Source organism: Sphingobacteriales bacterium, assembly GCA_016711285.1.
GTDB lineage: Bacteria > Bacteroidota > Bacteroidia > Chitinophagales > UBA2359 > JADJTG01.
This window is the reverse complement of sequence record JADJTG010000012.1, coordinates 417,727-442,897: the sequence shown is the minus strand read 5'-3', so window position 1 is coordinate 442,897 and position 25,171 is coordinate 417,727. Positions and strand designations below refer to the sequence as shown.

12 protein-coding genes are annotated in these 25,171 nt (G+C 41.9%); 7 read left to right on the top strand and 5 right to left on the bottom strand.

Translation table 11 applies throughout. From position 1 onward, the window contains the following. The first annotated feature begins 89 nt into the window (after positions 1-89). On the top strand, positions 90-917 hold the full coding sequence (locus IPL35_08920; protein ID MBK8443515.1) for a phosphopeptide-binding protein: 828 nt from the start codon (positions 90-92) through the stop codon (positions 915-917). A gap of 349 nt (positions 918-1,266) precedes the next feature. On the opposite strand, the gene IPL35_08915 is transcribed toward IPL35_08920, so the two are convergent. The 5 genes from IPL35_08915 to IPL35_08895 form a co-directional block, all read right to left on the bottom strand. Then, positions 1,267-1,665: a hypothetical protein gene (locus tag IPL35_08915; protein MBK8443514.1), complete on the bottom strand. Its 399-nt coding sequence runs from the start codon at positions 1,663-1,665 to the stop codon at positions 1,267-1,269. A gap of 105 nt (positions 1,666-1,770) precedes the next feature. Beyond that, positions 1,771-2,409 carry a deoxynucleoside kinase gene (locus tag IPL35_08910; protein MBK8443513.1) on the bottom strand — a complete coding sequence of 213 codons (639 nt, stop codon included), beginning with the start codon at positions 2,407-2,409 and terminating at the stop codon, positions 1,771-1,773. A 91-nt stretch (positions 2,410-2,500) separates the two neighbouring features. Continuing rightward, on the bottom strand, positions 2,501-4,249 hold the full coding sequence (locus tag IPL35_08905) for a M61 family metallopeptidase (protein ID MBK8443512.1): 1,749 nt from the start codon (positions 4,247-4,249) through the stop codon (positions 2,501-2,503). A gap of 342 nt (positions 4,250-4,591) precedes the next feature. Then, entirely contained in the window at positions 4,592-6,631 is a 2,040-nt protein-coding gene (locus IPL35_08900; protein ID MBK8443511.1) for a hypothetical protein, read from the bottom strand. Positions 6,632-6,928: 297 nt separating this feature from the next. Continuing rightward, the gene (locus tag IPL35_08895; protein MBK8443510.1) at positions 6,929-7,807 is read right to left on the bottom strand and encodes a sterol desaturase family protein; all 879 of its coding nucleotides are present in this window, start codon (positions 7,805-7,807) and stop codon (positions 6,929-6,931) included. A gap of 337 nt (positions 7,808-8,144) precedes the next feature. Here IPL35_08895 and IPL35_08890 point away from each other — a divergent pair, with 337 nt between their 5' ends. The 6 genes from IPL35_08890 to IPL35_08865 all read left to right on the top strand — a co-directional run bounded on the left by IPL35_08890 (position 8,145) and on the right by IPL35_08865 (position 25,169). Continuing rightward, positions 8,145-8,756, top strand: a complete 612-nt coding sequence (locus IPL35_08890) for a hypothetical protein (GenBank protein MBK8443509.1) — start codon at positions 8,145-8,147, stop codon at positions 8,754-8,756. Positions 8,757-8,835: 79 nt separating this feature from the next. Beyond that, positions 8,836-13,521: a hypothetical protein gene (locus tag IPL35_08885; GenBank protein MBK8443508.1), complete on the top strand. Its 4,686-nt coding sequence runs from the start codon at positions 8,836-8,838 to the stop codon at positions 13,519-13,521. Next, on the top strand, positions 13,518-13,991 hold the full coding sequence (locus IPL35_08880; GenBank protein MBK8443507.1) for a hypothetical protein: 474 nt from the start codon (positions 13,518-13,520) through the stop codon (positions 13,989-13,991). The genes IPL35_08885 and IPL35_08880 overlap by 4 nt, the downstream gene beginning before the upstream one ends. Further along, a complete protein-coding gene (locus IPL35_08875; GenBank protein MBK8443506.1) occupies positions 13,942-15,672 on the top strand; it encodes a hypothetical protein in 1,731 nt (576 codons plus the stop codon). Before IPL35_08880 ends, IPL35_08875 begins: the two co-directional genes overlap by 50 nt. Before the next feature lie 39 nt (positions 15,673-15,711). Next, positions 15,712-18,279 (top strand): hypothetical protein, encoded by a 2,568-nt coding sequence (locus IPL35_08870; protein ID MBK8443505.1) that lies wholly within the window; start codon positions 15,712-15,714, stop codon positions 18,277-18,279. Between the two features lie 209 nt (positions 18,280-18,488). Further along, the gene (locus IPL35_08865) at positions 18,489-25,169 is read left to right on the top strand and encodes a DUF11 domain-containing protein (protein MBK8443504.1); all 6,681 of its coding nucleotides are present in this window, start codon (positions 18,489-18,491) and stop codon (positions 25,167-25,169) included. Positions 25,170-25,171 lie beyond the last annotated feature (2 nt).

The following is a 25,171-nucleotide window of genomic DNA, read 5'->3' as shown; positions in this document are numbered from 1 at the left end:
AAAATTCTCCATTTTTCAACATTCGGCACTATTATTACATTGTTATTGTAGTAAAATACATTTTTATACCAAAATAATTTTTACAGAATATGCAAAAAAATATTTTTTTTCTACTCTCTTTGAGTATCGTTTTTTTCTTGGGTGCTTGTAAGCAATCCGGCGGCGAAAATGCCCAAAATACCGAAACTACTGCTCCTGCTGCCCCCAAACCCATTACACTTTCGCCCGTAAGTGGCTCGCCCGAATTCAGCAATGCCGCCATCGCTTTGCAAAGCCCTAAAAGCGGTGCTGCCGCCGAAGCCGGAAAAGTTGCTTTTGATTTTGATGTAAAAAACTATCAATTAGGCTCGCAAACACCCGATGCTGCTCAAAAAATGTGCTCCAACTCCGACAAAGGACAACACATTCATCTTATTCTCAACAATCAGCCCTACGATGCCTACTACACCGACACGATGTCTAAAGTATTAGAGCCGAATTATTATGTGGGCTTGGCGTTTTTGTCGCGCTCTTATCACGAAAGTATCAAAAATAAAGAGGCGTACCAGTTGTTTGATTTTACGGTAGGAAAACCCGCAGAAGGTGCAAGCTCCAAAACCGACCTAAAAGCTCCGCATTTGTTTTATAGCCGCCCCAAAGGAAATTATGTAGGAAAAGGAAATATTGAAAAAATCCTCTTGGACTTTTATCTCACCAACTGCGACCTCAGTAATGACGGCTACAAGGTGCGGGCTACCATCAATGGCACTCAGTTTTTGCTCAATCAATGGCAGCCGTATTTTATAGAAAATCTGCCCATCGGCGATAATACCATCAAATTGGAATTGTTGGATAAAACCGGAAATTTAGTACCCAGCCCTTTCAATCCGGTAGAGCGTAAAATCGGTGTGTATGAGCAAGAGCCTTTGGTAAAATAAACCAAAAGCAACTGCGTTTTTTATTCAGACGATAAGGTTCTTGATAATAAGTACAAGACCAATAAATACGGCAAATAATTTATTTTGTTGGTGTTATTGGTGCTTAAATATTGTTTTTGAACACAGATTTGACAGATTGAACAGATTTTCACGGATAAAAATCTGTGGTTATCCGCTACATCTGTTTTGTCTGTGTTCTATTATTTTTATAAGATAAAAGACAGACGAATATTAGCATATATGCCCCATAAATATGCAGTAATTAATTTATTTTAGTATTGGTAACTTGACTTGTGTCGGATACAACTTGACTTATGTTGAATATAAGAATCTGTAAAAATAAACTGTGTCAAAGTTTTGCTTCAGATACATCCTTACCGTATTTGTATTGTTTTTCAATACCCAACTCCGACTTCAGCCACTGCTGTGCTTCTTGGTAGGTGCGCAACCCATTCTTGGGATCTTTTAACTTTTGCAATATCTGCTCCTTTGAGGTGGCTATGAAAATCGCCCCTTTATTATCCCTAAGCAAGCCATCAAGTCCCTGCGATTGGTAAGTAGTTTTCCACCTGTTTATCGAACGCAGAGAAGTTCCTGACTTGATGGCGAGAATATGATTATGGTGGATACCGCTTTGGATATTCATCAACATCTTTATTTTAGAAACGGTGTTCCTTTTGGCTGTTTTATGCAGTTGTTTTAGGTACCCTGCTGACTCTTTTATGATAAGTTCTATGGGTAATGACATGATAGCTCTACAATGAAAACTGCGCCAAATAGCTGTTTTAATGGTATTATTAAAGACTTTTGATATTAATCATACGAAAAATCGTACTTTAAATAGTTTTTTTCTTTAAAACTTGAAATGATGCACGCCGGTTGGATAGGGCTTTGCTATTATATCCAATACTTGTTTGTAATCTTCGTCATTATGCACAAAATCTATATGATTGGTGTGTAGTACCACAATGCGCTGTTGGTGCTTGATGCTTTCAAAATAATCAAAATATACATCTTCTACTGCTTTTAAATAGCTGCGCCGCACTCCTTGTTCAAAATCTCTGCCCCGTTTTTCAATGTTTTTAATGAGTCTGTCCACGTCTGAGTGTACATATACCAGCAATTCGGGCTGTGGAATTTCGGGGTGGAAAACATGAAATATTTTTTCAAACAAATGAAACTCCAATTCAGGTAGGTTTACTTTTGCATATAATAAAGATTTATTAAATACATAATCAGCGATATGCAGCGAATCATATAGCGGCAAATCTTTAATATTATGGTTTAAACTTTGGTATCTGTCCACCAAAAAATACATCTCGTTGCGGAAGGCAAAGGCTTCGGGGTCGCGGTAAGAACCCGCCAAAAACGGATTGTCCACAAAATTTTCCAATATTAACTCCGCACCGAAATCATTGCTCAAACGCTGGGCAAGGCTGGTTTTTCCGGCTCCCGTATTGCCGTCAATGGTAATAAAGTTATAGTATAGCATACAATTGCTGTTGCTGATATAGCAAAAAAAAGTAAGGTAAAGATAAATGAATTGTTTAAACGTACTGTTTATCCGATAAAATAAATCATTTTTAAAATGCCTCCTGTATCCACGCTTGATACTGCGATTTTTGCTCCTTTGAAGCATTATCAAGTTTTTTTATCTGATAGGTTATTTGCTTGGAGGGCTGCAAATGCACCGGAATAGTACGCAATATGCCATCGCGACTGATGAGTACATTGATGGTGTCGCCGTTTTTAAATTGTTTCATCAAATCGCTCAAATTTCCTTTTATGCGATAATTATTCAATGCCACAATTTCGTCATTTACATTGATGCCTGCTTTGTAGGCATTGCCGCCGTGTGGTGTGGCACTAACGATAGTGCGCCCTTCTTCTGTTTTTGTATTTACGCCCAAAGTAGCGGCGGTGTTGGTGGCGGTATTTATCGCTTCTAAACCTACCACTTCCAAAAATTTATTGATATTGACAGGGGCTGTTCCTTCTATATAGTTGGCAAAAAAGTCGTCGAAATTTTTGCCGCTTATTGTTTCTATTTCTGCTTTTATTTCGTTGCGCGTAAAGCCGAGACTGAGTTGTTTATAGTATTTCTCGTACATATTGCGCAATACATTATCCAGATTTTTTGTACCTTTAGTGGCACGGCGTATTTCCATATCTAACATAAAAGCAATTTGTGCCCCTTTGGTGTAGTACGATACTTGCGAGTTGTCGGAATTTTCGTTGCGGCGGTAGTATTTTATCCACGCATCGTGGCTGGCGGCGGCGAGGCTTTCAATGGCACAGCCATGTGTGTTGGCAGTGTAGTTGAATGATTTTACCAATAAATCCAAGTAATCTTTGCCGCTGATGATACCGGCGCGGCGAAGGATAAAGTCATCGTAGTAGCTGGTAAATCCTTCGGCTTGCCACAGCAATTCGGTATAGTTTTCTTGCCCGTAATCAAAGGGACCTAACTCAATGGGGCGCAAGCGTTTTACATTCCACAAATGAAAATACTCGTGTGCTGCCAAACCCAAAAATCCGGTGTAGGTATCGCTGCTATATCCGAAGCGCGAAGTGAGCAAACTTGTGGAGTTGAGATGTTCCAAGCCGCCGTAGTCTTTTTCTGAATTTAAAATGATATATACATAGTGCTCGCAGGGGTGCTCGCCGAAAATAGCGGTTTCGGTTTCTGCGATTTTGGTGAGATGCTCCAACATAGCGGGAATGTCGGCGTTGTGTGGTGCGGTGATGGCTACTTCGTGTGGCACGCCCGCCGCTTTAAATTCATACACTTCGTGGTTGCCGATGAGGATAGGCGAGTCCACTAAAGTATCGTAGTTGGCAATTTGGAGTTGCCAGATGTTGTTTTTGATATTTTTTTTGGGTAAAGCGGTGGAAAATTGTTTCCATTCGGGGGCGGCTTCAATATTTAAAATGGAGGCTTCTTTTTCGCGACCTTCTATCCAGCAAAATAAATTTGCTCCGTTGATATAGGCTTTGTCTGAATCTAAAAAACTCGTGCGCACTGTGAGCTCATACGCATATACGCCATAGCGAACCGTAACTGCTTTGTTTTTATTGTGTATTACCTGCCAGGTGTTTTTGTCGGTTTTTGCTATTTTTAAAGCTGCTCCTGCTTCATTAAAGGCTTCTGCCCGCTCTATATGCCGCGAAAACTCACGCACCAAATAAGAGCCGGGTGTCCATACCGGCAGTTGTAAAATAAGTGTATCACTTTCGCCGGTGTCGGGAATTTGTATTTCTACTTCAAAATAATGTGTATGCGGCTGTGGCATACGCAAAGTGTAGGTGACAGGGAGAGTATTTTTTGCCATTATAATAAAGAAATTAAAAAACAAAACTATTGTACCATAGCAGGCTGGTCTGTACCACGCATATTTTTTGAAGAAAAGTATGTTTTTGTGTTGGTAGAATATATTGTCCGACAGAATCATGATTTTAAAATGGAATGTTTTTGTGTTGCGAATTCATTCTTGTATGACTTTGTAAAATGAGGTTTCAAAGTTACATGAAGATTGTGTCTAAAACTTAAAAAAATGTTTTTTTTCAAATTTGTGTGGTTAGATATGTGTTGAAAATTGTTTTTTTAACAAAAAAGACCTTGTTTCTTTTGATTGGAAACAAGGTCTTTTATATATAAATCCGTTTAGTAAAATTTATACTTTTCCTTCTATATCATCTATCTTTTTGGCAGCTTCGTCTTTCAGTTCTTCGGCTTGGTCTTCAGCTTTGGAAAACCAACCTTTTATGGTGTCGGTGACAGACTCGGATTTTTCAGCTATCGCATCTTTTGCCTCGGCGATGTTTTCTTCGGCTTCGTCTTTCAGATCTTCGGCTTGGTCTCCGGCTTTGGAAAACCAACCTTTTATGGTGTCGGTGACAGACTCGGATTTTTCTGCTATCGCATCTTTTGCCTCGGCGATGTTTTCTTTGGCTTCGTCTGTCATTTCTTCGGCTTGGTCTCCGGCTTTGGAAAACCAACCTTTTACGGTGTCGGTGACAGATTCGGATTTTTCAGCTATCGCATCTTTTGCCTCGGCGATATTTTCTTTGGCTGCGTCCTTCAACTCTTCGGCTTGGTCTCCGGCTTTGGAAAACCAACCTTTTACGGTGTCGGTGACAGATTCGGATTTTTCAGCTATCGCATCTTTTGCCTCGGCGATGTTTTCTTTGGCTTCGTCTGTCATTTCTTCGGCATCGGCTTTTATCTCATTTGCCACTGCTGTCGTATTTTTAACTTTATCTTCTATATCTGTTCCGGCATTTTCAACAACTGTATCCGTTCCCTGTACTTTTTCTTTTACGTTTTCTACTGCATCACTTACAAAATCTTTGGCAGAGTTGAATAAGCCTTTGAGCGTGTTGGTTACAGGTTCTAATTTATCTCCTAATTGTTCCAGCATTTCCGCACCTTTATCTTGCAGTGGCTGTGTGGTTTTGTCTAATTGCTCCAACAACTCCGCACCTTTATCTTGCAGTGGCTGTGTGGTTTTGTCTAATTTTTCTAAGGCTTCAGCACTTTTTTCTTTGGCTGCTTTTACGCCGCTACCCAAATTGCTGCCAAGACTTTGGAGTACGTCTTTCCCTTTTTGTTTTAGCTCTTGCCAGCTTTCCGAAGGCTGGGCGGCATCGCTGCTGTCCACAGAGGCGATGAGTGCGGCGGCTTTTTCGCGGTCGTGATGGAGCTTGCTCACGCTGTCCTCTAAACTTTGCAAAGTTGCGTACATATCCTTCAGTTTGAGTTCTTTGGATTGGAGGCGTGCGCTAATCATTTGTGCTTTGGCTTCGCGGAGTTGCATTTCGAGTTGTCCGGCACCGGATTTGCCCATACGCTCACGTTGGAAGGCGATGGAGTCGCGGTCTTGTGCTACAAATTTTTCCATATCGGCGATAGCCTTTTTCAAGCCGTTGATGCGCACTTCGGTACGCGATTGGAAGGCGTTTTTTTGTTTGGATTTCAAAAAAGTAAAAGTATCGTCTATTTTTTTCCAAATTTCGCGGCGGTTGGGCGGTGTGAGTTTGAGTTTTTTGATTTCTTCCTGCAAATCTTTCAGCTCGCCAAATACTTTCTGTACATTTTTATTGGTTTCAATACGCTCCCAAAAATCCTTCAGGCGGCTGTCCACCGAATCAAAATTGGCTTTTGCCTCCTGCTCAAAAGCACTGTTTTCAGTGTTGAGCAAGGCTTTGAGTTTGTTGAAAATATGGTTGATACTGTTGCGCAATTCGCTGGCGTGTCCACGTGAGATATTTTGCTCTTGAATGTGTTGCAGAATTTTGTCCCAATAGTTTTTGGCAGTATCCCATAAACCTTTATCATAGGCGGTTAATTGTGTCACTTGTTCTTCAAGTGCATCAATATCTGCTTTGAGTGTTTGGTAGAGTTGAAGGGATAATACTTTAAAATACCATTCTTTTTCAGCACGAATGATGATTTCCGTTTGGTCGGCACGAATGTCGGTAGGCAAAAGGTCGGAGGAGGATACTTCGCGTTCGATATGATTAGCATAATCGGGCAAATTTTCTACATCAATGGTATCCCAATTTTGAAACCATTTTTCTACAATTTCCTCCTCTAATTTTTCATGCGGCATCGTCCATAAATCTACTTTTTTGTCGGCGGCACGCAAGCGTACAATCACTAAAATTTTTTGGTCTTTGTCATTACGACCCCAGAAGATAATTTTGTCTTTCATTTCCTTTAAAGTTTAAGAGGCTTACCCCCGTGAAGGAATACGCGGCGGCAGTGTCAGTGAGTAATTTAAAATTGATTAATTAAACGGTGAATATAAATAAAACTTGTAAACGATAAAAATTTTTAAAAAACTACATTTACATATTGAAAAATATGTGATGAGGCACTTTTTTCGTTAATCTGTATTTGAAAAAAAATGCCCTCCCTTGCGCTACTAATTTCATGCAAAAAAACACATAAATATTCAAAGAGGTTCAATGTGTCTGCAAAAATATACTTTTATTGATTCAGGTGATTGTTATTGATCTTTTTTACCAAAACCGTACCATAATTGTTGCCAAAAGGTTTGCGGGAATTGCTCCACCTGCGGAAAGCCCAAAGGCTCATCGCGACCATCGTATGGAATATAGGCAGTGCCAAACAGATAATCCCAACAACTCAGCGTCAGCCCGAAATTGACTCCGAAAGGGTGGGAGGGCGGTAAATGATAGGCATGATGCCAAATGTGCATTTGCGGATTGTTGAAAATATATTTAAAAATGCCCAAAGGCAATCGGATATTGGCGTGATTGAGGTGTCCTATTATCAACCCAAAAGTATAGACGATAAAAAAATCATCAATACCAAATCCAAATAATGCCAACGGAATGTATTGGAGTGTATTATATACTACATTTTCCATCCAATGATAACGCAGGTGAGCGGCAAAGCCCATTTGTGTCACGCTGTGATGCACCTTATGAAATTCCCACAATCGCGGTACGCGGTGCAGCAAACGATGAATGTTCCATTGCACAAAATCGCGTGCTACAAATAATATCAGTAATTGTGTCCATACAGGTAAAGTACCCACTTTAAAAATAAATAGATGTTCAATTCCTATTGCGGCAAGTACATCATGAAATAAATTTACGATCACTTCCGATGCAGCATTATAAATAATGAGCGAAAATAAATAGAAATTGAAAAACATATAGAACACATCTAAAAAAAAATCTTTGCGAAATTTGGGTTGGTCTTTACGCCAAGGGCGCAGCCACTCCAAAGCAAATACTATAACCGATACACAGACCAACCACCAAAAATAGTTTTTCCAATGAGGGTGTGTAATTTCGTACCATAACCAATTGGCATAACCTTTATAGGCTGATAAAAATATGTTGAAATAATGTGACATGTTTTGTCATTAAATAAAATAATATGGTAAAACTATTGCAAAATATAAAAAAAATACTAACCTTTACATTTGTGTCAATATGTTGTTTTTTTGCGTCAATTATAATGTAGTTATGTTTTTTTAATTTTGATATTCTAATTGTCTTTTTATCAATATTTTATATCTTATCTGAAAAAAAATATTTTTATTGTCATTGTTGTATCAATCCTGTTATTGATGGGTATATGAATCGGTTGTAGATAATACATTTTGACTTGTTTTTTTTTGCAAAAGTATTACAGTCACCGGTTATTTTGTTTTATCGGACTTTTTTTTATTAGAAACGCTATATAAAAATATGAGTAATACTATCTACTATTATCTTTTCTTGATGTTGTGTTGTTGGAGTAATATTATATATGCCCAAAATGCAACATCTGTTTCGGGAAAACAACAAGCGATGTCGGCTTTTGAGAGCGGTCGTTTGTCGGAAGCTATCGCACATTTTGATGCAGCTTTGTTGCAAAACCCGAATGATTATGAGGCTTTTTATTATCGCGGGTTGGCGCATCGCTATTTGAAGCATACCCAACAAGCTTTCGGCGATATGAGCCGCAGTATTGCACTAAAGCCGGATTATGCTCCCGCTTATTATTATCGTGCCAAATTGCAGCCTTATCTTGAACCGCAAAAATTTATTGCCGATATTTCTAAGGCTATTCAGTACGACTCTGATAATGCAGATTATGTATTTGAAAGGGCAATGAGGAAATATCGAGCAGTAATGGATAATTACGATAATAACGACCAAAATTCAATAGATGTTTCAAAATTGAGTTTTGCTATGGATCTGTGTGACGACTTCAAAAAGGCAGCTTCTTTAGATACTACGCTTCAGGAAAAAGCAGACTCTTACTGTGCTTCTTTTCAAGCATTAATGCAACAGTATCAGGTCTCTACCGATAAATAATTTTCTTTATATGCCAGCTTTTATTTCTTAAGCTATCGGCATTATAGTCGCTTTATTATTTACTGATAAATTTTTTTTTATGAAACATCTCTATTCTTTTTTAATTCAATTACTTTATATATTATTAATTGTAATTTATTTTAATGCTAATGCCCAATCTAATGACCCCTGCTCCGGCGTTACTGCCATAGCTCCTTTGCTATCGGGTTCTGTTGTTGATGGAGGTTTTTGCAATACGGTTAATTTACCTGAAACGCTTACAGGGACTTCCTCGGCTTTTGCTCCTATCCCCGATGATGCTTTTTGCGGTGTTGCGGTGGGCTGGCTGCCTTCTTCTGATCCTGATGGCTGTAATGATGGTTGGTTTCGCTATGTAGTGCCGGCTTCGGGGGTGTTTAATTTGAATATAACCAATTCGAGTTATTGGATAAATTTTGCACTTTATTCGGGAACTTGCGCTGCTTTGCCACTTACTCCCGATATTTGCTTATATGACGGACCAGAGGGGAATCATGATTTATACACTTATGATATTTATGGTTATACTCCCGGTGAAACTATTTTTATCCGTGCTTGGGATTATAACTGTAATGACCTCAGATCCGGTGTGCAACTTTGTATTACTGAATATGTTTTGCTCAATGACCCCTGCGGAGATCCTGCTCCGGCACTTACTGCCAATGTAGTATCAAATGGAAACACCACCGGCACCACTACTTCTCTCACCGATTATCCTGAACCTGCTTGCGGCAATTATATTTTTAACTGTGAAGATACTTGGTTTCAGTTTACAGCCCCCTCCGATGGCGATGTTACTTTTGACATTACCCGCACCGGCGGTGGTGCAACAGGCACAAGTTTGGCGTATGAAGTATATCAAGATGCTTGTCCTACCCTCACTCCATTGGCTTGTGATAATTTCCACGATGCGGGTACTCCCGCTGAGTTGAATTTTGTGGTAGATGCCGGACAAAATTATTTTATAAGAGTATGGGACTATGACTGCAACGGAGATGTACAATTTACTATTAACCCTGTATTCAATCCTTTAATTATAGAAACACCTTGCGAAGTAGCACCTCTTATCACAATAGGTACTACTGCCGGACAAGGCACAAATGGCTCTGTATCAGCGGTAGCAGCACCCACTTGCGGTGGTTTTACTGACCCTATAGATTGTGAAGATGCCTGGTTTAAATATGTAGTGCCTGCTGGTGGTGGTAGTGTAGATATAGACTTCACGAATGTAGGCGGCACTTCTTCCGGTACAAGTTTAGCATCGGCTATTTACTATCAAACCGGCGGCTCTATTGAAGGTACTTGCGATGATTTGACTTTGTTGGCTTGTGATGGCGACCATTTAAGTGCCGATGATGGTGTAAGTGCTTCCAATTTACAAGGCGGTACGGTACTCTATATTCGTGTGTGGGATTTGAACTGTAACCTCGGTACTAAAACTTTTGATATTATCCTCAACTTTATTGCTGCCGGAGCCGGTAATCAGACAATTGCTATGAACGGCGTAACAGATGGCTCTACTGTAGTTGTTAATTGCGGCTCTACTATTACCATCACCGACAGTAACTCCAACGATTGTTCCGGCACACACCCTACAGGGCAAAGTAATTGTTATAGTAATAATGAAGACTATACACTTACATTGGTGCCTTCCACACCCGGTCAGCAGTTGATGCTCATAGAGACCGGGCCCGATGGATCTTTGGGCGGTATTGCGATTTTGCAACCCGGCGAAAATAGTGTCAATGAAACGGTTTTAAGCGGTAATGATTATTTATATATGCACGATGGTACCTCTACTGCTGCCAATATTTCCACTGTTATCACGGGCGAGGGTGGCTCGGCTCCCAAAATAGGAACTTATGTAACTTCTAATGGAGGATTAACCCTGCATTTTATTTCAAGTGAAACGGGGGTGGCAACCGGTTTTATATTTGAAGTAACTTGTACTGCCGCACCTACCGTTAATGCTGCTATTACGGTGGATACTACCCAAACCCTCACTTTCGCCGACCCGGGCGGCTGTGCAGGTAATTATGGTAATAACCAAACCGTAGTTCAAACTTATTGCCCTGATGCCGCTGCTTTTGCTGCCGGCGAGGTGATTTATGTGGATATGGGAATGATGGATTTAACCCCTGAACGTCGGGACTTATTGTATGTATTCGACGGACCGGACATTAATTCTCCTTTAATCGGAAAATACGGCGGTGAAAGTAATCCGCTTGGTATTTTGAGAGCCAGTCCTGACAGCCCTACTGGTTGTTTGACATTTTTGTTTGTCTCAGATGCTTCAGTAGTTGATATCGGTTGGTGCGCTTCTGTTTATACCGCTCCTCCTATTTTGCCTAATGGTGCTGATGATTGTGCCGATGCTTTAGATATTTCAAGTCCGGGTACTTACCAAAGTAACTCATTTTTGGCTACGGGTGATCCCTTTGGTACTGACCCCGCTTTGGAAATTGGTGAAACCCCGGGTCCCTACTGCGACCCTACCGATGCAAACGGTAGTCGTATCACCCAATTGGAAAGTTCTTTATGGTATAAATTTACCGTGCCGCCTATTGTATGTGGAAGCGAGCCTATTATGGGAGTACAAATAGATAATGTTTCTTCTATTTATATTAATTCTGATGGTAGCACCGGTGCACAATTTGTGCTTTATGAAACAGATGGTTGCTTGGGAACAAATGATTGGGACGCTAATCGTGTATATTGTGCAGATAAATTAGAGAATGGTGATACCATTGCTACACCACCGTTGTCGCCCGGTGAAGTATATTATATTATGGTAGATGCTTTTGGTGGTCGTCAGACTAACTTTGACTTAAAAGTGTCGGTAGCTCCTTTGATTACAGACCTCTATGATGGCAGCAGTGAAGACACCATACATATTTGTACCAATAATAATACTCCCTCAACAGCTTCTAATTTATTTGATTTGATAGCTACTAGCAATACCGAAGTTGAATTTATTGCTTTAGAAGCCCCTGCAACATTGGCAGATGGTACTTCAGTTTATAATGCAGTGGCCGGTAGCGGTGGTGTAATATCTTTAGGTACTGCTCCTGTTCCTATTATCCCTGATGGGGCTTATGTAGGATTAGCACCTTTAAATGATGCCACACTTCCACCCAATAATACTTGCCAAGTGAAAACATATAATATATATGTACGCTCTACCGTTTTGCCCGGCTCGGCGGATTGCCGCCCTTATGAAACTATGCAAGTGAAAGTGTATCCGTATGTGCCGACCATTGCTCCAACAGCTTGTAATATCATGGCAACGGCTAATTGCGCTGTTACTGCCGATAATGCAAATGTCGTGATTGAATATTCTGCTGATGGAAATGCACCTTGGGTAACGGATCCTTATGCTATTCACGCCTTGCCATTGACCAACGGAGAACAAATATTCCATCGCGCTTACTTGCAAGGTACTCCAACTTCCTTGATAGATGCAGGCTGTTTGCGCTCCAGACAAGATACAGTTACAAATTGTGTAAATGTAGGAGATTTGGCGTTTATAGATTTAGATAATGATGGCTTATACGAACCTGCCAATGGGGAACTACCACTTGCGGGTGTAACAGTAGAATTATATGATGCTACCGCAGATACTGCTATTGCTCAATATTCAGGCGCAAATGCACAAACTACAGATACCAGTGGCAATTATTTATTCACAGGCGTTCCGGCGGGTACTTATTATGTGGTGTTCACTACCCCAAGCGGCTACCAAGTGAGCGGAGCAGCACCTGAAGGTGACAATGCGAACAATATTACGGGGACGAATGGTGTGGGTTCAACTGATGATTTTGTTTTAGATGGTTCTGTAAACAACTTGTCAATAGATGCGGGCTTCACAGGTACAGGCAGCATTGGGGATTATGTATGGGAAGATACGAACGGAGATGGCATACAAGATGAGTCGGGTACGGGGATAGATGGCGTAGATGTAGCCTTGACGTGGTACGGCCCTGATGGCGTGTTGGGTGGTGGCGATGATGTGTTGTATCCGACAACGACGACAAGCGGCGGCGGGAATTACATATTTGACAATTTGCCACCGGGGGTATATGTAGTAGATGTGGTAGGCGGTCAGCCATCGGGCAGCAGTTTGACGACGGGAAATGACCCGACTGCCCCGATTACGTTGATAGGCGGACAGGATTATGTTGATGCGGACTTCGGTTATCAACCCGCTACGGCGAGCATCGGTGATTATGTGTTCATAGATATCAACAATGACGGTGTTTATAATGGCAGTGATCAACCTTTGTCTGGCGTAACAGCAACTTTATACGATGCTACGACGAATATGGCTACGAGTTACACAGATGTAACGGATGCAAGTGGCAATTATTTATTCACGGGGGTACCTTCGGGGAACTACTATGTAGTATTCACGGCACCAAGCGGCTACCAAGTGAGCGGAGCAGCTCCTGAGGGCGACAATGCGAATAACATTACGGGGTTGAATGGAGCGGGTTCAACGGACAGTTTTACCTTTGACGGTGTCACGAATAATTTGTCGATAGATGCGGGCTTTACAGGTACGGGCAGCATTGGTGACTATGTATGGGAAGATACGAACGGAGATGGCATACAAGATGAGTCAGGTACGGGGATAGATGGAGTAGATGTAGCCTTGACGTGGTACGGCCCTGATGGCGTGTTGGGTGGTGGCGATGATGTGTTGTATCCGACAACGACGACAATTGGCGGCGGCGAATTACATATTTGACAATTTGCCACCAGGGTATATGTAGTAGATGTGGTAGGCGGTCAGCCATCGGGCAGCAGTTTGACTACGGAAATGACCCGACTGCCCCGATTACTTTGACAGGCGGACAGGATTATGTTGATGCAGACTTTGGTTATCAACCTGCTACGGCGAGCATCGGCGATTATGTATTTATAGATATAAACAATGACGGTCTTTATAATGGCAGTGATCAACCTTTGTCTGGCGTAACAGCAACTTTATACGATGCTACGACGAATATGGCTACGAGTTACACAGATGTAACAGATGCGAGTGGCAATTATTTATTTGCGGGAGTACCTGCGGGGAACTACTATGTCGTATTCACGGCACCAAGTGGCTATCAGGTGAGCGGAGTAGCTCCTGAGGGCGATAATGCGAATAATATTACGGGATTGAATGGTGCTGGCTCAACGGACAGTTTTGTGTTTGACGGTGTCCACGAATAATTTGTCAATAGATGCGGGCTTTACAGGTACTGGCAGCATTGGTGATTATGTATGGGAAGATACGAACGGAGACGGCTTACAAGACGAGTCGGGTACGGGTATAGATGGGGTAGATGTAGCCTTGACGTGGTACGGACCTGATGGCGTGTTGGGTGGCGGCGATGATGTGGTGTATCCGACAACGACGACAATTGGCGGCGGCGATTATGTATTTGACAATCTTCCACCGGGTGTGTATGTAGTAGATGTGGTAGGGGGTCAGCCATCGGGCAGCACTTTGACAACGTCTAATGACCCGACTGCCCCGATTACTTTGACAGGCGGACAGGATTATGTTGATGCAGACTTTGGTTATCAACCTGCTACGGCGAGCATCGGCGATTATGTATTTATAGATATAAACAATGGCAATTATTTATTTGCGGGCGTACCTGCGGGCAACTACTATGTCGTATTCACGGCACCGAGTGGTTATCAGGTGAGCGGAGTAGCACCGGAGGGTGATAATGCGAATAATATTACAGGATTGAATGGTGCTGGCTCAACGGACAGTTTTGTGTTTGACGGTGTCACGAATAATTTGTCGATAGATGCGGGCTTTACAGGTACGGGCAGCATTGGTGACTATGTATGGGAAGATACGAACGGAGATGGCATACAAGATGAGTCAGGTACGGGGATAGATGGAGTAGATGTAGCCTTGACGTGGTACGGCCCTGATGGCGTGTTGGGTGGTGGCGATGATGTGTTGTATCCGACAACGACGACAAGCGGCGGCGGGAATTACATATTTGACAATTTGCCACCGGGGGTATATGTAGTAGATGTGGTAGGCGGTCAGCCATCGGGCAGCAGTTTGACTACGGGAAATGACCCGACTGCCCCGATTACCTTGATAGGCGGACAGGATTATGTTGATGCAGACTTCGGTTATCAACCTGCTACGGCGAGCATCGGTGATTATGCGTTCATAGATATCAACAACGATGGCATATATAATGGCAGCGATCAACCTTTGTCGGGTGTAACAGCTACCTTATACGATGCTACAACGAATATGGCTACGAGTTTCACAGATGTAACAGATGCGAGTGGCAATTATTTATTTGCGGGAGTACCTGCGGGCAACTACTATGTCGTATTCACGACACCAAGTGGTTATCAGGTGAGCGGAGTAGCACCGGAGGGTGATAATGCGAATAATATTACAGGATTGAATGGTGCTGGCTCAACGGACAGTTTTGTGTTTGACGGTGTCACAAATAATTTGTCGATAGATGCGGGCTTTACAGGTACGGGCAGCATTGGGGATTATGTATGGGAAGATACGAACGGAGACGGCATACAAGATGAGTCAGGTACGGGGATAGATGGCGTAGATGTAGCCTTGACGTGGTACGGCCCTGATGGCGTGTTGGGTGGTGGCGATGATGTGTTGTATCCGACAACGACGACAAGCGGCGGCGGGAATTACATATTTGACAATTTGCCACCGGGGGTATATGTAGTAGATGTGGTAGGCGGTCAGCCATCGGGCAGTAGTTTGACGACGGGAAATGACCCGACTGCCCCGATTACCTTGATAGGCGGACAGGATTATGTTGATGCGGACTTCGGTTATCAACCAGTTGCGCTACCTGTTTGTGTGCCAAATGTGGGAACTTTTCCGGCAAGTAATTAATCATCTGATGGTTTAAAATAAATAAATAACATTTAAAATATGAATTTCAAACTCGTATTTTTATTTGCTTCCATCGTTACTTTTTTGAGTTTAAATATTGTTGCTCAAAATGGTATTATTGGAACTGGTTTTACAAATGGTTGGTCAAATCCTGCCGATATGGTTTGTTTTAATGCTGGTATAGGTACTACTCGTATTTATACTGATCAGGCAAATGGCACAGGTAATCAATATTTCAGAATGGTGCGTTGCTGGGGCGGAGATAACAGTGAATTTGGTCCCAATCCTTGCGGTGCCGATGAATTGGTTACCGTGAATACCGGAACTACTTATGATGGTGTGGGCTGCGCGCAAGCATTTTACATCAATGTAAGCAGTGTCGGTGATTACTATATTTTTAAAACAGCCGATGGAGCGAGCGGAGTTAGTTTTTTAGTGATGCAAACTGCTGCTGCACCTGCTAATATTTTATCAGCTTTTTTAAAACCAGATGATTGTTCTGATGCGGGTGCAGCAGCACCTGCTAAGGAAGTAGTGGTAACTTTAAATGCAGTACCTTCTGCCGGAGAGCATATTTATATCCGCTATACAACAGATGGTTTTATTACTTCCAATTTGATAGAAGTAACGGGTTTTAGTGGTTCTCCGGTGCAGGCAACGGGAATTATTCCTTCTTTGCCCGCCGCGTCTTCTGTTGAATATTATGTGTTTTCATCTACCCTTACACCTGCCCAGATAGGAACTAATTACAATTTGGCAACCATCAACTATTTGAATAATGCAGGTCAAAATTATTGTTATACTTCCACCATACTTAATTGTACTTTTGGCGATGATTGTGATTGCCAATATGTCAAAACATTCCCTACTTTAGATGGTAATATTGATGCTAATAAATATCAGCATATTGTAGAAGATCCGTATGCCGGACCTATGGCAGGCGGTAGTACGGTTGATTCTGATTTTCCGGGTGAAAGTTCTGCAAGAATTGTTACTTATGATGTAGAAACGAATAATTATAATGATATATGTTCGCTTAATTGGGGTACAGCAGATGTAAAACAATTTTATGTGACTTGGGATAATGATTATTTGTGGATGGTAGTAGGAGGACCTTCTGCATATCACGAATATTCGGGGCGTTTGGATAGAATGGATTTGTTTGTAGCAATTGATACCGACAACAATACCAACAGCACTACACCTTCAGCAGTAACATTAGCCAACACACAAGCTCCTAAAAATAAAAAAGTAGATTTCGCCGGCTGGGATCCCGAGTATTTTTTCTTTGTGGAGCAAATTGGTCCTAATCCTTTGATAGCCCCTGCAACAGACGGAGGCGATTACGCTGCTTTGTTTGCAGCCGGCAGTAGCACTCCCGTTGTCGAAGACCGCAACGCCGGAGCCGAAGGTGTGGGAGTTTCCTTTGATTTTCGCTCCATATTCAATGGCTGTGACGGTACTACCGAAGTGCGTATTCCGTGGAGTGCTTTAGGCGGCAGACCCGCTAATGGTGCTACTTGGAATTTTGCCATTTATACTACTTATGATGATGATAGTTACGATATTTACGATAGCGGTCCGGGCAACGGACAGGGTTCTGGTTCGCCTTATGAACAAGTAGGCGATAGCCCCTATGACTCAGATTATTGCGGCGGTGCAGTAGATCCGGTAACAGGCGTAAGTGATGCACATTGCAACCTTTGTCAAATTATTAATGGCTCTAACACTTGTCATTCTGTTAATGCCGATGCGTTCAATCAATGTGCGGACGGGCAAATAGATAACGGACCCGGCTCTAACAATGCAGCGGCTCAACCCGGCTCTGATAATGAAGGCTCTGACTTTGATACAGTTCACGGATATTATCAAATTCAGAAAATGGGGGCACTCACACCTGATGCGGGCGATATTAATACTACCACCATTACTACCGATTTTAATATCTGTCAAGGAACAGATTTGTTGGATTTTACTACTGCTTCAGCTGCTTTTATTGCCAACTACGATGCCTTTAATGAAGATGAGCCGCCTACTTATTTTGGCTATGCTTTCTTACTTACCAATGCTGCGGGTACTATCGTTGATGTTATTTATGGCACTACCGCCGATTTTGATTTTACTGCTTTGGCTGCCGGAACTTATTCAGTATATGGACTTTCTTATGGCGACACCAACACACCTGCCAATATAGTGAATTATATAGCGATGATTAGAGGTGATGGTACTGCCAATGATATATCCCAAATAGATGCTCATGATGTCGGCACGGCTTATTGTTTGGATTTGGATAATTTGAATGTGGCAGATACAGAAGTACAAATTATTATTGATCCTGTATCTGTCGTAAATGTTACCGGAACTTGTAATGCAGATGGTACGGCTAATATTACCGTATCGGCTACTATTTCTGCGGGTACATTGGAATATAATATAGATGGTGGTGCTTTTCAAACGAGCAACATATTTAATAATGTAGCTTCTGGTGCGCATAGCTTTGAAGTGCGTGTACAATCAACACAGTGTTCTACTATTACAAATACGAATATAAGCTGTCCTACTGCCCCCGTATGTAATCCGGGACAAGGGCAATTTTGGACACCTTAGTATTTATGAAATAAATTTATAGACAAGGCAAATTAAGAATTTTCTAATGATCTCTAAATATTTATAATTTGTTAATGTACGCTTTGTTTAGTATAGGATTTTTTGTAAAAAAAATAAAATATAAATAATGAGTTAAATCATTTTTTTATAATAGAAAGCAAGAAATTTGTATCGTGAAATAATCATTTATCTTGAAATTATATCATATTATGAATAGAAATATACTGAATAGTAATATTCAAAAAATTATTGTTTTACTGTTAGTTTGCTTACCTCTAAGGTTGGGGGCACAGGGGGTTTTTATTAATGAAACTTCCGGTGATACAGGCAATAATGATTCAGAAAACGATGGTATCGTGGAATTGGTATCTGCACCGAATACAAATATCGGCTGTTATGTCGTTACCAATGGCGAATGGGTTATTGTACTGCCACCTGATGCTGAAACCTCAGCTGATGGTACTTACCTGATAGCTTGTAGCCAGGCAGTATCTCCTAATCCCAATCCGGGGTCGGGGCTTGCTTATGCTGATGGTGATTTTATGCCTACTTTGCCCATTGATTTTGATATATGCGACCCCGCGAATGCCGCTTATGTGGATTGGGCAGCTACCGGATTTACTATTGATAATAGTGGTGCTGCTGATGGCGACCAAATTGTATTGTTTGATGGTAGTGGCAGTTTGCAAGATGCCGTGCAATGGGGAGGTGGTGCTTGTTTATTGACTGCTGATAATACCACAGTTAGTACTTGTGGCGGCAATACAAGCTACACTTTGGGCTCGCCTACTTGGAATGGTCAAGGGAATCGGGGTTTGCTCCCTGCTGCTTTACAGCCTGGAGGAGTTTGCTATCAGTCGGGAGTTTCATTTACTATGCCCCCTATTTCCGGTAGTTTGTATTGCGACTTAACAAATTCTACCAATACAGGTGGCAATATTCAGGATAGTGATGTATTAACAGGTTGTAATTCTTCTTTTCAACGCACTACTTTGCCCGCTTCTAATAGTGTGGTAGACCGTTGTGCTGGTTGGCAAAAAAGCGAACACCCTAATCCGGGTTTAGCCAATACTGCTCCGGTGGATTTATTTACATCGGCTACCAACCTGATACAGTGTACACCCGCGCCTGCTACTTTTAGTATAGAGGTATATAACTACCAACAGGTAGAGCCTACTATTAGTACTAGTGACGGAAAACACGGCTCTTTTGTACTTGTGAATGGTGGCTCGCCTATTGCTTGGGATTCTATTATTCCCAACACAACCACAGGTACTACTACTTTATCTTTTACCTATACGCCCCCTGCAACAGGTACTTATACACTCTCTTTTGTATGGGACGATAAAACAAATGCTCCCATAGCTGCTTCTAATGTAGGCTCTAATCTCACGGCAAACCCCGCTAATGTGGCTTCTAATAGCGATTGTTATATGGTATATACAGCTATTGTGAATGTAATTACACCGCTCGCTACCTCAAAAACATCAATTTCTTGTCCTACTGATTTTCCGGTGGGTGTAGTAAATATCAGTTCTTTGATTAGCGGTGGTTTGAATAATACTTATCAGTTGTATCAAGGTGGAACCGGTTCTCCGGCAAGTGGAGGTACACCGGTAGGAAGTAGCAATACCACTGGTTTATTTCAATTACCTACCACTTTAACTAATAATTTGTATGTAATAGTTACAGACGGCTCGGGTTGTTTTGCACCTGTTCAGATAGATATTAACTCTAATTGCAGATTAGCTCCTGTTTGTCCTGAAACATTTGTGAATACGGGCAGTACTGCGAATGGCAGCAATTTATGTGTGGGAGATGGTGTAACACTTTGTTTTGATGGTGATTATTTGCCGGCAGGTGGAACATTGTCTTGGTATAGAAGTACAACAAATGATCCGAATACTGCTACTTCGCAAACTTTAGTATGTACTAAAACAATCCCTACTCCTGTGCCACAGCCTGTACCTGTTACTATTCGTTGGGATAATATAAGTGCTGGTGTAGTAACACCGGGTACACCGCCGCCTTGCGCTGATGCTTTGGCAACGGCAGGCTCTGCTACTGCACCTTCAGGTAATGGGGGAGTAACTATTGCTAATACTACAGCTACTCCTTGTGGGGCTGATCAGCACATGTCTATTGCTGGTATAGATGCCAGCAATGCCGCCATAGATCTAAACGAATATTCTCAATTTACATATTCTTATACAGTGCCTGCAGGCTGTACTTTGGATATTTCAAGCGTTACTTTTGGACATTCGCGCTCGGGAGCTGGTGCTTCGCAAGGAGCTATTTATTATAGTTTGAATGGAGGAGCTTACACACAATTGGGTTCAAATTATACTATATCTAATGTTGCTCCCTGTGGTTCTTTTTCAGGTTCTATTGGTTCTACCGGTCTTACGGGTAGCGTAACCTTGGGATTGAGGATTCATGGTTGGGCAGCGTCAAGCACAGCTACTTCTACTAATTATAGAATAGATGATTTAACGGTTAGTGCTTCAGTTAAATGTCCTACTAATTATTATTGCGGTGCTATTTGTTGTGATGCTCCTTCACTTATTACTACTGATATGTGTACGGGAGCAACGAGTGTGCCTTATTATTATTTTCCTGTAATAAGTCCGTTTACTTCCGGCTGCCCTATTGCTGCACCCGATGAAGCAGACGCAATAGGCTCTCCTGTTAATATCAATGTATCTTGCCCAACGCTTACGCTTTCCGGCGGAGGCACTGCTTGTGCGCCGGGACCTGTTGTTTTAAATGTGGTTTTAAGTGCGGGTTCTTTGGCTAATTATACTTTTGATTTAATTAAAGATGGTGTTACTGTTCAAAATGATGTCAGTGCTTCTACTTTTAATTTAACCTTACCCGCCGAAAGCGGTACTTATATAATAGGAGATGTGAAAGTGGCGGCAGGTGCTCCCGCAGGTACTTGTACTCCGGTTGTTTTGGGTAGTGCCACTGTACAAATTAATGCTTTGCCTGATGTTACATTGAGCGGCTCTACTACTGTATGCCCCGGACAGACTGCTATTATTACGGGAGCTATTACTGTCAATAGTGGTACTTTGCCTTTTGATGTTGTTTATGCCATTGATGGCGTTGATCAACCGGTTGCTTCTATATCTTCCACAACACTTAATATATCTATTCCTATTGCATTGGGAAGCGGTGCGCATACCATTACTATTTCAAGTATTGCAGATGCTACAGGTTGTGCGGGAACTGATAGCGGTTCGGCTACAGTAAATGTATCTGCTTTGCCAATTGCTCCTGTTGCTGTTGGTGATACTTTGTGCTATAATGGCGTAGGTACTGTAAATCCTACTTATTCGGTACAAGACCCGGGTGTGGGGATTACTGTAAATTGGTACGATGCGGCAGCGGGTGGTGCAGCTTTGGCAACGGGTATAAGTTATACACCGGTAGCTATCACTCCTACAGGACCCTATCCGCAAACGATTACTTATTATGCCGAAACCGAAAACACAAGCGGTTGTATCAGTGCCACACGTACATCGGTATCGGTGATGATTGACCAAGAAATCAGTTTTGTTCTTAATCATAGTTGCGTTGATGCAGGTGGTGTAGCGGTCAGTGATTCTGCTACTTTCTATATCAATATTCAAAGTATTACGGGAGCTACGGCTACTACAGCTATTTCGGCGAGCAACGGTACAGAAACCTATTCTTCAACTTATTCTGGTACAGGTGATGTATTAGTAGGTCCTTTTAGCTATGCTAACGGAACTGTTACAGTTACTTTGGGTAGTGGCACTTGTGCTGAAACACTCACTTTTGCACCCCAATTATGCGATAATAACACGGTGCTGATTGTGTGTAATTGTGATGGCTCGGCAGGTGATTTGAATGGTGAGGTAATTCCGGGGACTTTTAATACAGTCGGTCATACTTTAGTTTATTTGTTGGTGTATCGCAGCGATTGGGACGTAGCCAATGGAGCAGCACCTACCGCAGGCGAAATCGTTCAGAGCAATAGTACAGGTATATTTACAGGTGTTGAAACCGGAACGTATGAAATATATGCCATCAACTATCTTACTGCTGATGCTGCTGCTATTACATCAGATATTGCGGTAGGCGATAATATAGATACTTTTATTGCTACTGCTGATGCCGGAAGTGGCACGACAGCAGATCCTTATACCAATACTACACCTTGCTGGGAGGCTATATTTGAAACAGCTACCGTAAATATTAGTTGTCTTTGTTGTATTGCTGAAGCCGGTACATTAACTCCAATTAATGATATTTGTGAAGGATTGGGTATTGTTACTGACTCTGTTTATGTTGCTCCTGCTGTTGATCCTACAACAGATATAACTTTAGGAGCAGATTATTTTTATACTTATATATTAGTGGATAGTGCAGATACAATAGAAGCCCAAAATGCAACAGGTACTTTTACTGCTGCTGATTTGCCTGCCGGAGATTATTGTGTATATGGAATTTCTTATAAAGACAATACAGTAGATACTGAAGATGGTATTATTATAAATATTGGACAATTGTATAATGCGCTTGGGGCAATTACAGATGCAGGTGCTACGCTGTTGAATGCCCCTTGGGCTACCACGCCCGGTACTGCTTGCATGGATATTAGTGCGGCGGAATGTTTTACTGTAAATCCTTTGCCGGACATAACAGTATTGAATGATACTTTGTGTGGCAGTGGCACGGTAGATTTGACAACCTTGGTGAGTGGCGGCACAGGTACATTGGGCTATTCCACTTCGGTGAGTGGTCCTTTCAGTGCCTTGGGCAGCATATCGGTGGGAGCAACTACCACCTATTATGTGCGTGACAGTATCGCAGCTACGGGCTGTTTGGATATAGATACTTTACAAATTATCGTCAATCCTTTGCCGGACATAACAGTATTGAATGATACTTTGTGTGGCAGTGGCACGGTAGATTTGACAACCTTGGTGAGTGGCGGCACAGGTACATTGGGCTATTCCACTTCGGTGAGTGGTCCTTTCAGTGCCTTGGGCAGCGTATCGGTGGGAGCAACTACCACCTATTATGTGCGTGACAGTATCGCAGCTACGGGCTGTTTGGATATAGATACTTTACAAATTATCGTAAATCCTTTGCCGGACATAACCGTATTGAATGATACTTTGTGTGGCAGTGGCACGGTAGATTTGACAACCTTGGTGAGTGGCGGCACAGGTTCATTAGGCTATTCCACTTCGGTGAGTGGTCCTTTCAGTGCTTTGGGCAGTGTGTCGGTGGGAGCAACTACCACCTATTATGTGCGTGACAGTATCGCAGCTACGGGCTGTCGTGATATAGATACTTTACAAATTATAGTAAATCCTTTGCCGGACATAACCGTATTGAATGATACTTTGTGTGGCAGTGGCACGGTAGATTTGACAACCTTGGTGAGTGGCGGCACAGGTACATTGGGTTATTCCACTTCGGTGAGTGGTCCTTTCAGTGCCTTGGGCAGCGTATCGGTGGGAGCAACTACCACCTATTATGTGCGTGACAGTATCGCAGCTACGGGTTGTTTGGATATAGATACTTTACAAATTATAGTAAATCCTTTGCCAACCTTTACGGCAACTCCTACGCACCCCACTTCTTGTACACCGCCTGATAATGTAGGTTCTATTACTTTATCAAATTTGGTTAATTTGAGTGTTGGTGTGGATTCTATCTCTATTGACGGTGGCACTACCTATAATTTACTTACTTCTTTGACTATTGGTTCATTGTCTTCAGGTGATTATAATGTGGTACTTAAAAATGCAATGGCGGATTGTATCTCAGCTACTTCTTTGGTTACTATTAATGCTGTTCCGGGTGCACCTGCTGCTCCTACCGCGACCATAGATGCTGTTTGTGAAGGCAGTAATATTATAGTGAATATTACAAGCCCTGCTATGTTGGGAGCAAATGAACAATTTGAATGGTTTACAGATGCCGGTGCAACTACAGCAGCGAATCCTGCTACTTCTACCAGTTCTACTTATTCGCCAAGTATTGCTCCTACAAGTAGCGGTAATTTGTGGGTAAGAATTAGAAATACAGCTACAAATTGTATATCTTCTTTGGTGCAAATACCTTATACCGTAAATACTCAACCTACCGCTGGTGCTGATAATGTGGCAACTGTATGTAATGCAGGTAATGCCCCCAGTTTATTAGATTTGACAGCTTTGTTGAGTGGTGCAGATACCGGAGGCAGTTGGGCTGAAACCTCTTCTACTGCTTCAGGCGTATCGTTGAGCAATCCCGCTTCGCTTGACTTTACAGGAGTAGCTGAAGGTACTTATACATTTGTTTATACGCTTGCAGCTGTAAGCCCTTGTTTGCCTGATACCGCAGTATTTACGATTACGGTAGAATCTTGTTTTGACTTGGCTTTAACAAAAACTTTGACAACAACAGGTACTATCAATTTAGGGGATACGATTACTTTTGATATTACTGTTTATAATCAAGGTACGGTTACGGCTTATGATGTAGAAATAACGGATTATTTTAATGCAGCTAATTTAACATTTGTCTCTGCAACTTCTGTTTCTTCTGGTACTACAACTGCTAATGGTTATATTATTGACCAAATAGCCACCGGAGGAGGTAGTGCTGTAGTGACTGTTACTATGATTGTTAATCCAACATTTACTGGTACGACTCTCATAAATAATGCAGAAATTAGCTTTGCAACTAATGTAGATAACAGTATAGTTCCTGCTACCGACCGCGATAGTGTGCCGGGTAATGAAACTGGAACTGTGCCGGATCCGAATGATAACGATACCGGAGCTACGGACGGAAGTGATGACTACGATCCTGCTGAGATTAGATTGTGTCCTACTTGTCCTACTTTCCCTTGGGACGGTAATTGAAC